We start from the raw sequence: 12,034 nt of genomic DNA, 5'->3' as shown, positions 1-12,034 counted from the left end.
ACCCGCGCCCGCCTCCGCCCGTCCCATCCGCGAGCTGCCGGATGAGTCCCCGTGGCACGGTGTCGGCCCTCGCTGCTGGCTGCGATTGCTGACCCACCTCTCCGCCGTGCCGTGGCCGGCAGCACGCCGTCATCGGCGCGCCCCCTCCAACTGCGCCGATGACGGCCCCTCACCCTCTGCGCGCACCCTTGACTGGCAGAAACTTCCCGGATATTGGTGGCGTCCTGGCAGTTTCCTTCAGCGGATCCCCGGTCCCCGCGGATCACCTTCCAAAGGAGCGCACGTGCCCGACAGCAGCACCGGCAGCACGGGAAAGTCCGCACGTCCGTCCAGACGCGCCGTCCTCGCCGCGACAGCGGGCGTCACCACCGCCCTCGCGGCCGGCCCCGCCGTCCACGCGGCCACCGGCCCGTCCGCCCCCGACGACCGAAAGCTCCGCGCCCTCATCTCCCGTATGACGCTGGAGGAGAAGGTCGGCCAGCTGTTCGTGATGCGGGTCTACGGCCACTCCGCCACCGACCCCGACCAGGCCGACATCGACGCCAACCTCAAGGAGATCGGCGTCCGCACGGCCGCCGAACTGCTCGCCAAGTACCGGGTCGGCGGCATCATCTACTTCACCTGGGCGCACAACACCCGCGACCCGCACCAGATCGCGGACCTGTCCAACGGCATCCAGAAGGCGTCCCTCGGGCTGGAGCGCGGACTGCCCGTGCTCATCTCCACCGACCAGGAGCACGGCATCGTGGCCCGCGTCGGCGAGCCCGCGACGCTGTTCCCGGCCGCGATGGCCGTCGGCGCGGGCGGCTCCCGCTCCGACGCCCGCACCCTCGGCCGGATCGCGGGCAGCGAACTGCGCGCCCTCGGCATCCGCCAGAACTACTCGCCGGTCGCCGACGTCAACGTCAACCCGGCCAACCCCGTCATCGGCGTCCGCTCCTTCGGCTCGCAACCGGACGCGGTGGCGCGGATGGTGGCCGCCGAGGTCGCCGGCTACCAGCACGCGGGCGTCGCGGCGACCGCCAAGCACTTCCCCGGGCACGGCGACACCGCCGTCGACAGCCACACCGGTTTCCCCGTCATCACGCACAGCCGTGAGCAGTGGGAGGAACTGGACGCGCCGCCGTTCCGCGCCGCGGTGGCGGCCGGCATCGACTCCATCATGACGGCCCATCTGATGGTGCCCGCCCTCGACGGCTCCGAGGACCCGGCGACCCTCTCCCACCCGATCCTCACCGGCATCCTGCGCGAGGAACTGGGCTACGACGGGGTCGTGGTCACCGACTCCCTCGGCATGGAGGGCGTACGGACCAAGTACGGCGACGAGCGGGTGCCGGTGCTGGCGCTCAAGGCGGGCGTGGACCAGCTGCTCAACCCGCCGTCCCTGGACGTGGCCTGGAACGCGGTCCTCGACGCCGTGCGCGACGGCGAGCTGACCGAGTCCCGGCTCGACGAGTCGATCCTGCGGGTGCTGCGGCTGAAGGCGAAACTGGGCCTGTTCCAGGACCCGTACGTCTCCCGCGCCGGCGTGGACCGCACGGTCGGCACCCGCTCGCACCTGGCCGCGGCCGACCGGATCGCCGAGCGGACCACCACCCTGCTGGTCAACGAGGGCGGACTGCTGCCGCTGTCCCGCCGCAGCCGGCCCAAGCTGCTCGTGGTCGGCGCCGACCCGGCCTCCCCGTCCGGTACGACGGGCCCGCCGACCGGGGTCCTCGCGGGCGCGCTCACCGAACTGGGCTTCACCGCCACCGCCCTGTCCACCGGCACCTCGCCGTCCGACACGGTCATCGCGCAGGCGGTGGCGGCGGCCCGGGACGCGGACGCCGTGGTCGTCGGCACGTACAACGTCACGGCGGCCAGCCGGCAGAAGAAGCTCGTGGAGCAGCTGCTGGCGACCGGCACGCCAGTGGTGGCGGTGGCGATCCGCAACCCGTACGACGTGGCCCACCTGCCCGGCGTCCCGGCGTACGTGGCCGCGTACTCCTGGACCGACGTCGAACTGCGCGCGGCGGCCCGGGTGATCGCGGGCCGGGCGGAGCCGCGCGGGACGCTGCCGGTGCCGGTGCAGCGGGCGGACGACCCGACGGCGGTGCTGTACCCCGTCGGACACGGCCTGACCTACTAGTCACCGCGCACGCGGACGGGCGCGCGCTCCCCGGTCGGGCGTAGCGCCCGTACGCCACCCATCCCTGCGCATCACGCCAAGGTGCGCAAAGCACCCCGTACGCCTGGCGCGGCCCGGCCCGCCGGGTCACGCTGGACGGGGGTGTCCGGGGGGATGACGATGCACGGGAGAAGTGGGTGGGGGGCGCTGGCCGCGTTCGCGGCGGCGGGCGCGGTGCTGCTCACCGGCTGCCGGGGCGGGCCGCAGGAGGACGGTCTCGTGGGCGGGCGGGCGGCGGTGTCGTCCGCGACGGCCCGGCCGTCCGGGTACGGGGCGGTGTTCCTCGCGGTGGACGAGTGCAGTTCCTTCGGCCGCACCAGCTTCACCGAGGTGTCCTGCACCAGTGAACGGGCGGCGGCCCGGGTCGTCGCCCGCCACGACGGAACGGTCCGCGACGGGCCGCGCTGCCCGGCGACCACGGACTTCGTGCTGCACATCAGCGAACAGCGCCCGTCCTTCGACGAGGACGGCGACGGGGCGGTGCCGCGCGGCTACGCCTGCATGCGCCACCTCCAGCCGCCGCACCCCGGTGACCCGGGCGGCGGGGGCGGGCCGCGCACCATCGTCGGCGACTGCGTCTACGACCTGGGCGACGGCAAGGTCCGCGAGACCGCGTGCGACGGCTCGGGCCGGCACGCACCGGAGTTCGAGGTGACGAAGGCCGTGGACGACCGGTCCGACTGTCCGGCGTCCACGGCCCTGTACGTGCGGCTCGGCGGGACCGCACCGGTGGGCTGCGCCCGCCCGGTGTAGCCCCGCCGGTGCCTTACGGGCGCAGCGTGCGCTGCCGCTCCACGCCCCGCTTGTCGAGCTTGGCGTCGAACGTCGCCAGCGGCTTGGCCGCCGCCGGGTTCTCCCGCACCGCGCTCGGGGCGACGCCCGCCCAGTCGAGGATGCGGGCGGTGGCGAACGCCTTCTCCTGCGCGACCAGACCGGCCACGTTCGCGCCGTGGTTCATGCCGGGCGCGGTGAAGACGTAGGAGTCACGCGCGCCCTTGCCGAGCCGGAACGGCTCGGAGCCCCACGGGTCGTTCTCGCCGTACACGAACAGCATGTGGCGAGCGTTGCCGCGCACCCAGGTGTCGACGTCCCGCATGGCCCGCGGCTGGAACTCCATGTCGATGGAGCGGGGCACGAAGTTGCGCGGCGGCTGGTAGCCGTAGCGGACGTACTGCTTCTCGATGTGCGGGAAGTGGATGGTCGGCGCGCCCAGCTGCGTACCGGCCTGGTAGTAGTACGGCGTGTACGGGCTCAGGCCCTGGTCCGTGTAGAACGAGAACCCGGAGACGGTGTCGACGGACTCCCAGATCTCCTCGTCGGTGGCGTTCTTCGCGTCCGCGGGGATCTGCTCGCAGTCCGCGAGGGTGCTGTACTGCCAGAAGCCCCACACGTAGTCCAGGACGACGGCCTCGTACGCCCGGTCCAGGCTGCCGATCGTGTCGAAGGTGTAGCCGTTCTCGGCGGCGTACGCCTGGTACTTCTTCTCCAGCGGCTCGCGGCGCACCAGCGCCTCGCGCTGCACCCCGTTCAGCCGGTCGCGGCACTCCTTCGTGCCGACACCCGCGAAGAAGCGGTCGTAGGCGGAGTCCTCCTTGTTCACCACGTCGTTGGGAGCGACGTAGGCGACGACGCCGTCCATGTCGCGCGGGTAGAAGCGCTCGTAGTAGGTGGCGGTCATGCCGCCCTTGGAGCCGCCGGTGGAGATCCAGTTCTCGGAGTAGATGTCCTTCAGCGCCGTGAAGATGCGGTGCTGGTCGCTGGCGGCCTGCCAGATGTCCAGCTTGGACCAGTCGGCCGGGTCGGGACGCGACGGCGTGAAGAAGCGGTACTCCATGGAGACCTGGTTGCCGTCCACGATCTGCGTCGGCTCGCTGCGGCGGGGCGTCGTGGAGACGCTGTAGCCGCTGGTGTAGAAGACGGTCGGCCGCGCGGTGTCCTTGTGCAGCACGGTGATCCGCTGCTGGAACGTGCCCTTGGAGGGCCTGCGGTGGTCGACCGGCTGGGTGTAGTTCAGGACGAAGAAGCGGTACCCGGTGTACGGCTTCTCCTCGACCAGGCTCATGCCCGGAACGGAGAGCAGCCTCTCCTTGATGTCAGTGGTGCCGGTGGCCTCCGGCTCGGCGGCGGTGGCCGCCCCGGCCGTGCTCAGTGTGCCTATGAGCACCGTGAGCGCCAGCAGCCATCTGAGCGCCTTGCGCATGCGCACTCCCCTGTGAGACAGATGTGCGCCGGAAGCTAGCGGACCAACTCCCCGCAGCACCAGGGGACACAGGGAAAACCCTCGGTGGGTCGAGGCTCAGCACAGGATCCAGCCGGAGCTGACGGACCCGCCGCCGACCCTGCCCTTCACCCACACGCAGCGCCGGCCGGCGTGCACGGTGACGGGCCCGGCGTAGCGCTGGTAGTTGCCCTCGTCGACGACGGGCCGGCCGCCGCGCGCCCGCACGCTCACCGACATCTTCCGCCGGGTGCCGGGGTGCTTGGCGTGGGTGACGGCACACACGTAGCCGCCCCGCTTGTAGACGACCACCGACCCGGTGGAGAACGGCAGGGTGCGCACCTTGCGTCCGGGGCAGGAGGCGGCCGCGTGCGCGTCACCGGGCGCGGCGACGGCCAGCAGCCCCGAGGCGGTCAGCACCGCGAGTCCCAGCGCGAGTCTTCGGCGTATCGCTCCACTGTCCACAGTCGTCCTCCCGTACCGCGCCTGCCGCGCCCAACGGCGTACGCGTGTACGGACGCCTGACGTATGTCGGATGGTTGCGCGCGGGGCGCACAACGGGCGCCCGTCGTCGCACGACGGGCGTCCGTTCAGGCGGGTGCCGGGACGTCCTCGCCGACGAAGGTGCGCCACAGTGCGGCGTACGCGCCGCCGCGCCGCAGGAGTTGCTCGTGGGTGCCGTCCTCCACGACCCTGCCGTGGTCCATGACGACGACCCGGTCGGCGCGGGCGGCGGTGGTCAGCCGGTGGGCGACGACCAGCGTCGTACGGCGGCCGGCGAGCCGGTCGGTGGCCTGGTTGACCTGGGCCTCGGTGGCCAGGTCCAGTGCGGCCGTGGCCTCGTCGAGCAGCAGGATGTCCGGGTCGACGAGTTCGGCGCGGGCCAGTGCGATCAGCTGGCGCTGACCGGCGGACAGGTTGCGGCCCTTCTCGGCGACCTCGTGCAGGTAGCCGCCCTCCAGCGTGGCGATCATCTCGTGCGCGCCGACGGCGCGGGCCGCCGCCTCGACCTCGGCGTCGGTGGCGTCGGGCCGGCCGTAGGCGATGGCGTCGCGGACGGTGCCGGGGAAGAGGTACGCCTCCTGCGGGACGACGCCCAGCCGGTGCCGGTAGGCGGTGAGGTCGAGGTCCTTCACGTCGGTGCCGTCGACGGTGACCCTGCCGCCCGTGGGGTCGTAGAACCGGGCCACCAGCTTGACCAGGGTGGACTTCCCGGCGCCGGTCTCACCGACGAACGCGACGGTCTGCCCGGCGGGCACGGTGAGGTCGATGCCGACGAGCGCCTCCTCGCCGTCGCCGTCTGCGGAGCCATGGCCCTGGCCATACGCGAAGTGCACGTCCTGGAAGGCGATCTCGCCGCGCAGGGAGGTGACGGGGAGCGGCTTCGCGGCGGCGCGGGTGGAGGCCGGTTCGCGCAGCAGTTCCTGGATGCGGCCCAGCGACACGGTCGCCTGCTGGTAGCCGTCGAAAACCTGCGAGAGCTGCTGCACCGGCGCGAAGAACAGGTCGATGTAGAGCAGGTACGCCACCAGCGCGCCGGTGGTCAGGGTGCCGTCGTCGATCCGTGCGCCGCCGACGATCAGCACCGCCGCGGCCGCGGCCGAGGACAGGAACTGCACGAACGGGAAGTACACCGAGATCAGCCACTGGCCGCGGATGCGGGCGCTGCGGTAGTCGGCGCTGCGCCCGGCGAACCGCCGCCCGCCGTCCCGCTCGCGCCGGAACGCCTGCACGATCCGCAGCCCGGACACCGACTCCTGCAGGTCGGCGTTGACCACCGACACGCGTTCGCGGGCCAGTTCGTACGCCTTCACGCTCGCCCGGCGGAAGAAGTACGTGGCGACGATCAGCGGCGGCAGGGTCGCGAAGACGACCAGGGCCAGCTCCACGTCGATGACCAGCAGGGCGACCATGATGCCGAAGAAGGTGACCACCGACACGAACGCCGTGACCAGGCCCGTCTGCAGGAACGTGGACAGCGCGTCGACGTCCGTCGTCATCCGGGTCATGATCCGGCCGGTCAGCTCGCGCTCGTAGTAGTCGAGGCCGAGCCGCTGGAGCTGGGCGAAGATCTTCAGCCGCAGCGCGTACAGCACGCGTTCGCCGGTGCGTCCCGTCATCCGGGTCTCGCCGATCTGCGCCGTCCACTGGACGCCCACGGAGAGCAGGGCCAGCAGTGAGGCCGCCCACACCGCGCCGATGGCCGCCTCGGTGACGCCCCGGTCGATGCCGTGCCGGATCAGCACGGGCAGCAGCAGGCCCATGCCGGCGTCGACGGCGACGAGGCCGAGGCTGACGAGGAGGGGCAGTCCGAAGCCGCGCAGCAGGCGGCGCAGACCGTAGGACTCCTCGGGCCGCACGGCGGCTTCCTCGTCGACGTCGGGGACGTCGTCGGCCGGGGGCAGCGCCTCGACCTGGGCGAGGAGTTCGGGGGTGGCGGGGGTGCCGGCCAGGGCGGCGTCCCGGGGTTCGCGGTCGCCGGTCCACAGCCGGGGCGTGACGCCGCGTTCGGCGTCGAACTCGGCGTCCAGTTCCGCGCGGACGGAGGTGTCCTCCTCCTGCGGCCCGGCGGGCGGGGTGTGGCCCGGGGAGACGGCACCCAGCTCGTCGGGGTCGGTGAGCAGCCTGCGGTACAGGGCGGAGCGCCGCTGGAGTTCGTCGTGGGTGCCGATGTCGGCGAGCCGGCCGCCGTCGAGGACGGCGATCCGGTCGGCGAGGTTCAGGGTGGAGCGGCGGTGGGCGATCAGCAGGGTGGTGCGGCCCCGCATGACCTCCTTCAGCGCCTCGTGGATCTCGTGCTCGACGCGGGCGTCCACGGCGGAGGTGGCGTCGTCGAGGACCAGCAGCCGCGGGTCGGTGAGGAGCGCGCGGGCCAGGGCGATGCGCTGGCGCTGGCCGCCGGAGAGGGTCAGGCCGTGCTCGCCGACGGTGGTGTCGTAGCCGTCGGGCAGCTCGGTGATGAACCGGTCGGCCTGGGCGGCGCGGGCGGCGGCGGTGATCTGCTCGTCGGTGGCGTCCGGGCGGCCGTACGCGATGTTGTTGCGCACGGTGTCGGAGAAGAGGAAGGAGTCCTCCGGGACCAGGCCGATCGCGGCCCGCAGGGACTCGGTGGTCAGCTCGCGCACGTCGTGGCCGCCGACGAGGACGGCGCCGCGGGTGGCGTCGTAGAAGCGCGGCAGGAGCAGGGAGACGGTGGACTTGCCGGAGCCGGAGGCGCCGACGACGGCGAGGGTCTCACCGGGCCGGATCTCGAAGCTGAGGCCGTCGAGGACCGGGTGGTCGGGGTCGTAGCCGAAGGAGACGTCGTCGAACTCGACGGTCGCCGGGGCGTCGGCGGGCAGCTCCTTGGTGCCGTCGGTCAGTGACGGCTCGGTGTCGATCAGCTCCAGGACGCGTTCGGTGCCGGCGCGGGCCTGCTGGCCGACGGTGAGGACCATCGCGAGCATGCGGACGGGCCCGACGAGCTGGGCGAGGTAGGTGGAGAACGCGACGAACGTGCCCAGCGTGATGTGTCCGCGCACCGCGAGCCAGCCGCCGAGGGCCAGCATCGCCACCTGCCCGAGGGCGGGCACGGCCTGGAGCGCCGGGGTGTAGCGGGAGTTCAGCCGCACCGTGCGCAGCCGGCCCGCGAACAGCCGCCGGCCGACCTCGCGCAGCTTGGCCGTCTCCTGCTCCTCCTGTCCGAAGCCCTTCACCACGCGTACGCCGCTGATCGCGCCGTCGACCACTCCGGCGACGGCGCCGGCCTGCGCCTGCGCGTACCAGGTGGAGGGGTGCAGCCGGGTGCGGCTGTGTTTGGCGATCCACCACAGGGCGGGGGCGACGGCGAGGGCGACGACGGTGAGCGGCAGCGACAGCGACGCCATGATCACCAGGGAGATCAGGAACAGCAGCAGGTTGCCGACGGTCATCGGCAGCATGAAGAGCAGGCTCTGGATCAGCTGGAGGTCGCTGGTGGCGCGGCCGACGACCTGCCCGGTGGACAGCTCGTCCTGGCGTCTGCCGTCCAGCCGGGTGATCGTCGCGTACATCTCGGTCCGCAGGTCGTGCTGGACGTCGAGGGCGAGCCGGCCGCCGTAGTAGCGGCGGATGTAGGTGAGGACGTAGACGGCGAGCGCGGCGGCGATGAGCAGGCCGGCCCAGGTGGCCATGTCCCTGGTCCCGTCGCCGATCACGTCGTCGATGATCACCTTGGTGATCAGCGGGACCAGCGCCATGACGGCCATGCCGCCGAGGGAGGAGCCCAGCGCGAGGACGACGTCCTTGGGGTGTCGCCACGCGTACGCGGCCAGTCGCCGTGCCCATCCCCGTTGCGGTGTCACGCGGTGCCCTCCGATCGTCCTGATCTACCGGAAGGCACCAACGCGGGCGGCGGCGGATTTCATCCCGCCGCAACATTCGGAGCCGTACGCGTGGGTCTCAGGGGCGTACGCGCAGGGCGTAGAGGCGGGTCGTCTGGTTGGCGTTCTCGTTGTCGTCGCTGACCAGGAGCACCGTCAGCCGGCCGCGGTCGCGTCCGGTGACCGTCATGCCCTCGATGTTGTCGAGGAGCGGGTTGGGCTGGGGCTGCTTGGCGGTGGCGCCGAGGGAGGGGCAGTCGGCGAGGTCGGTGAGGAGCTTCTTGCCGTAGGTGTCGCCGTGCCGGTCGGCGAGGTAGAGCCGGACGGTGTTGCCGACGCCGGAGGTGTAGCCGCGCTCCAGGACCAGCAGGCGGCCGTCGGGGATCGCGGTGACCTCGCTGACGCCGAGGCCCTGGTCGACGCGGTAGGTGTACTGGGCGCCGAGCCGGAAGGAGCCGTGCGCGGTGCGCTGCCAGGTCTGCATCCGGATCCGGTCGGCGGGGTCGCCGGTGAGGGGGTATTCCATCGACGCGAGCAGGGTGCGGCCGCCGGGCAGCAGGGTCAGGCCCTCGAAGGTGCCGTTGGGCCGGGCTCGGGTGCGCAGTTCCTCCGGTACCGGGAGGCGGTCGAGGATCTTTCCGGCCGGGGAGTAGCGGCGCACGGTGGGTTCGGTCTCGGAGGAGACGAGGTGGCTGCCGTCGCGGTCGGCGACGAGTCCCTCGGCGTCGAGTGCGGTGCCGTTCTCGTCGGCGAGCGGGACGACGCTCTCGGGGCGCAGGGTGCGCGCGTCGAGGCGGAAGAGGGCGGAGCGGTCGGAGAGGGCGGCGATGTCGCCGTCCCGGTCGCGGGCGAGGGCGGAGAGGTTGCCGACGTAGGTGTCCTCGTACCGCGTCTTGTCGAGGGCGTCGGAGAAGCCGTCGATGGAGACGGACGCGGAGCAGGCGTGGTCCGTGCCGTGCCCGTACGGCTGGGCGGTGGCGGGGCCCGCGGCGGTGAGGCAGCCGGCGGCGGCGAGGGCCGCGGTGGTGGCGGCGAGGAGGGTCTTCAGACGCATGTCGCCACCGTAGAACGAAGGGGTGACGGCGCGTCACCACGTACCGACACATGACCGACACCTCTCCTTCACCCCCGTGCATACATGTCCATGTCACTCTGCCAACGGCTGCTCAATCAACTCGCGTAGATCGGACGTCCCCACATGCCCGTGACACCCATACGCCGCCGCTGGAAGAGCCTCGCCCTGGCGACCTCGGCCGTTCTGGTCGGCCTCTCCGTTCCCGCGCTGACCGCGTCGTCCGCCGGTGCCGCGACCACCACCGGCACGGCGGCCACCGCCGGCTCGACCGCCGCGTACGACGACACGTACTACGCCGACGCCCTCGGCAAGTCCGGCCCGGCGCTGAAGGATTCCCTGCACACGATCATCAGTGACCAGACGAAGCTGTCGTACTCGGCCGTCTGGGACGCCCTGAAGGTCACCGACCAGGATCCGAACAACAGCGGCAACGTGATCCTGCTGTACTCGGGCATCTCCCGCAGCAAGTCCCTCAACGGCGGCGACTCGGGCGACTGGAACCGCGAGCACGTGTGGGCCAAGTCCCACGGCGACTTCGGCACGTCCACCGGTCCCGGCACGGACCTGCACCACCTGCGTCCCGAGGACGTCCAGGTCAACTCCATCCGCGGCAACAAGGACTTCGACAACGGCGGCAGCTCGTTCGGCAACAGCGGTGGCAGCCTCACCGACTCCGACTCCTTCGAGCCCCGCGACGCCGTCAAGGGTGACGTGGCCCGCATGATCCTGTACATGGCCGTCCGCTACGAGGGCACCGACGGCTGGCCGGACCTGGAGCCCAACGACTCCGTCACCAACGGCACTTCCCCGTACCACGGCCGCCTGTCGGTGCTGAAGCAGTGGCACCAGGAGGACCCGCCGAGCGCGTTCGAGCAGCGCCGCAACGAGGTCATCTACGACTCCTACCAGCACAACCGCAACCCGTTCATCGACCACCCGGAGTGGGTCGAGTCCATCTGGTAGCCGGCCGCACACCCCGGCTCCCGGCGATCCGGCACACGCCGGTCAGCACCTCACGCATCCGCGCGAACGACAACCGGAGCCGATCCTCGGCCACGCGGCGGCCGCCGAACGCGTCCGCCGCGTGCCCGAGCGGTTCACGTCGTCGGGGTGGGCGGTCGCTCGGTCCTCGGGGTGCCGCCGGGGCTGTCGTTTCGCTCGTGGCGCGCGTTCGTGGTGCGATGGAAGCGGGGGCGGAAGGAGAGCGATCATGTCCGCAGCCAAGCGCACGAGTGTCGCCGCCCCGGTGTCGGTCCGCCCGCTGGTCGAGCCGGACCTGGATCGGGCCGACGAGATCTTCAGGGTCGCGTTCGGGACCTTCCTCGGGGCCCCCGAGCCGGGGACGTTCTTCGGGACCGCAGACTACGTCCGCACCCGCTGGGCGGCGGATCCGCGCGCGGCCTTCGCAGCGACCGTCGAGGACGAGGTCGTCGGATCGAACTTCGCCGCCGACTGGGGCAGCGTCGGGTTCTTCGGCCCGCTGACCGTACGTCCGGATCTGTGGGACCAGGGCATCGGCAGGCGCCTCATGGAACCGGTCATGGCCTGCTTCGACACCTGGGGGAACCGCCACCTCGGCCTGTTCACCTTCTCGCACAGTCCCAAGCACATCGAGCTCTACCGCCGGTACGGTTTCTGGCCCCGATTCCTGACAGCCATCATGAAGAAGCAGGTCGCCGTCGGTACCGCGGTCCCCGGCCGAGTGCTGTACGGCGAGCTGACCGCCGCCGAGCGGCCCGCCGCGCTGAGCCTGTGCCGCGCACTGACGGGGGCCGTGTACGAGGGCCTGAGCCTGGAGCGCGAGATCACGGCCGCGCAGGCGCAGGGGCTCGGTGACACCGTCCTCCTCGAGGGCGCCGGCTCCGACCTCGACGGTCTGGCCGTCTGCCACTGCGGAGCGGGATCGGAGGCCGGTGAGGACGTGTGCTTCGTGAAATTCGGCGCCGTACGCCCCGGCCCGGACGCCGCGGACCGGTTCGAACGGCTGCTGGACGCGTGCGAGCAGCTGGCCACCGAGAAGGGACTGGGGCAACTGGACGCCGGTATGAACCTGGCCCGCCAGGATGCCTACCGGCGCATGGTCGACCGCGGTTTCCGTACCTGGCTGCAAGGCGTGACCATGCACCGGCCCAACGAACCCGGCTACAGCCACCCGGACGCCTACGTGATCGACGACTGGCGCTGAGTCCTCCGGAAACCGTCGACACCGCCCTGGAAGATCCTGTGGATCGCCC

Annotated in this window: 8 protein-coding genes; 4 read left to right on the top strand and 4 right to left on the bottom strand. The window is 72.0% G+C overall.

Annotation, left to right across the window (positions count from 1 at the left end; translation table 11 throughout):
• The first annotated feature begins 283 nt into the window (after window positions 1-283).
• Together FGW31_RS22195 and FGW31_RS22190 are read left to right on the top strand one after the other, a co-directional pair.
• Window positions 284-2,128, top strand: coding sequence for a glycoside hydrolase family 3 protein (locus FGW31_RS22195; RefSeq protein ID WP_142195227.1), 1,845 nt, complete (start codon window positions 284-286; stop codon window positions 2,126-2,128).
• A gap of 159 nt (window positions 2,129-2,287) precedes the next feature.
• Window positions 2,288-2,920 carry a hypothetical protein gene (locus FGW31_RS22190; RefSeq protein WP_142195314.1) on the top strand — a complete coding sequence of 211 codons (633 nt, stop codon included), beginning with the start codon at window positions 2,288-2,290 and terminating at the stop codon, window positions 2,918-2,920.
• Window positions 2,921-2,933: 13 nt separating this feature from the next.
• Here FGW31_RS22190 and FGW31_RS22185 read toward each other — a convergent pair whose 3' ends face one another.
• The 4 genes from FGW31_RS22185 to FGW31_RS22170 all read right to left on the bottom strand — a co-directional run bounded on the left by FGW31_RS22185 (window position 2,934) and on the right by FGW31_RS22170 (window position 9,779).
• Window positions 2,934-4,367, bottom strand: coding sequence for a S28 family serine protease (locus FGW31_RS22185; RefSeq protein WP_142195226.1), 1,434 nt, complete (start codon window positions 4,365-4,367; stop codon window positions 2,934-2,936).
• Window positions 4,368-4,463: 96 nt separating this feature from the next.
• Window positions 4,464-4,850 (bottom strand): hypothetical protein, encoded by a 387-nt coding sequence (locus FGW31_RS22180; protein WP_142195225.1) that lies wholly within the window; start codon window positions 4,848-4,850, stop codon window positions 4,464-4,466.
• Window positions 4,851-4,975: 125 nt separating this feature from the next.
• Window positions 4,976-8,707: an ABC transporter ATP-binding protein gene (locus FGW31_RS22175; protein WP_182674746.1), complete on the bottom strand. Its 3,732-nt coding sequence runs from the start codon at window positions 8,705-8,707 to the stop codon at window positions 4,976-4,978.
• Window positions 8,708-8,804: 97 nt separating this feature from the next.
• Window positions 8,805-9,779, bottom strand: coding sequence for an esterase-like activity of phytase family protein (locus FGW31_RS22170; RefSeq protein WP_142195223.1), 975 nt, complete (start codon window positions 9,777-9,779; stop codon window positions 8,805-8,807).
• A gap of 144 nt (window positions 9,780-9,923) precedes the next feature.
• On the opposite strand from FGW31_RS22170, the gene FGW31_RS22165 reads away from it, so the two are divergent.
• Together FGW31_RS22165 and FGW31_RS22160 are read left to right on the top strand one after the other, a co-directional pair.
• The gene (locus FGW31_RS22165) at window positions 9,924-10,763 is read left to right on the top strand and encodes an endonuclease I family protein (protein ID WP_182674748.1); all 840 of its coding nucleotides are present in this window, start codon (window positions 9,924-9,926) and stop codon (window positions 10,761-10,763) included.
• 247 nt (window positions 10,764-11,010) lie between these two features.
• Window positions 11,011-11,985 carry a GNAT family N-acetyltransferase gene (locus FGW31_RS22160; protein WP_182674750.1) on the top strand — a complete coding sequence of 325 codons (975 nt, stop codon included), beginning with the start codon at window positions 11,011-11,013 and terminating at the stop codon, window positions 11,983-11,985.
• The last annotated feature ends 49 nt before the right edge of the window (window positions 11,986-12,034 follow it).

Origin of the sequence: Streptomyces calvus (assembly GCF_006782915.1) — a bacterium.
GTDB lineage: Bacteria > Actinomycetota > Actinomycetes > Streptomycetales > Streptomycetaceae > Streptomyces > Streptomyces calvus.
This window is presented reverse-complemented; position numbering and strand designations above follow the sequence as displayed.

Coding starts and splice junctions, on each gene's coding strand:
- FGW31_RS22160 (WP_182674750.1), top strand. CDS start 11,011: ATGTCCGCAGCCAAGCGCACGAGTGTCGCCGCCCCGGTGTCGGTCCGC.
- FGW31_RS22190 (WP_142195314.1), top strand. CDS start 2,288: ATGCACGGGAGAAGTGGGTGGGGGGCGCTGGCCGCGTTCGCGGCGGCG.
- FGW31_RS22165 (WP_182674748.1), top strand. CDS start 9,924: ATGCCCGTGACACCCATACGCCGCCGCTGGAAGAGCCTCGCCCTGGCG.
- FGW31_RS22185 (WP_142195226.1), bottom strand. CDS start 4,367: ATGCGCAAGGCGCTCAGATGGCTGCTGGCGCTCACGGTGCTCATAGGC.
- FGW31_RS22170 (WP_142195223.1), bottom strand. CDS start 9,779: ATGCGTCTGAAGACCCTCCTCGCCGCCACCACCGCGGCCCTCGCCGCC.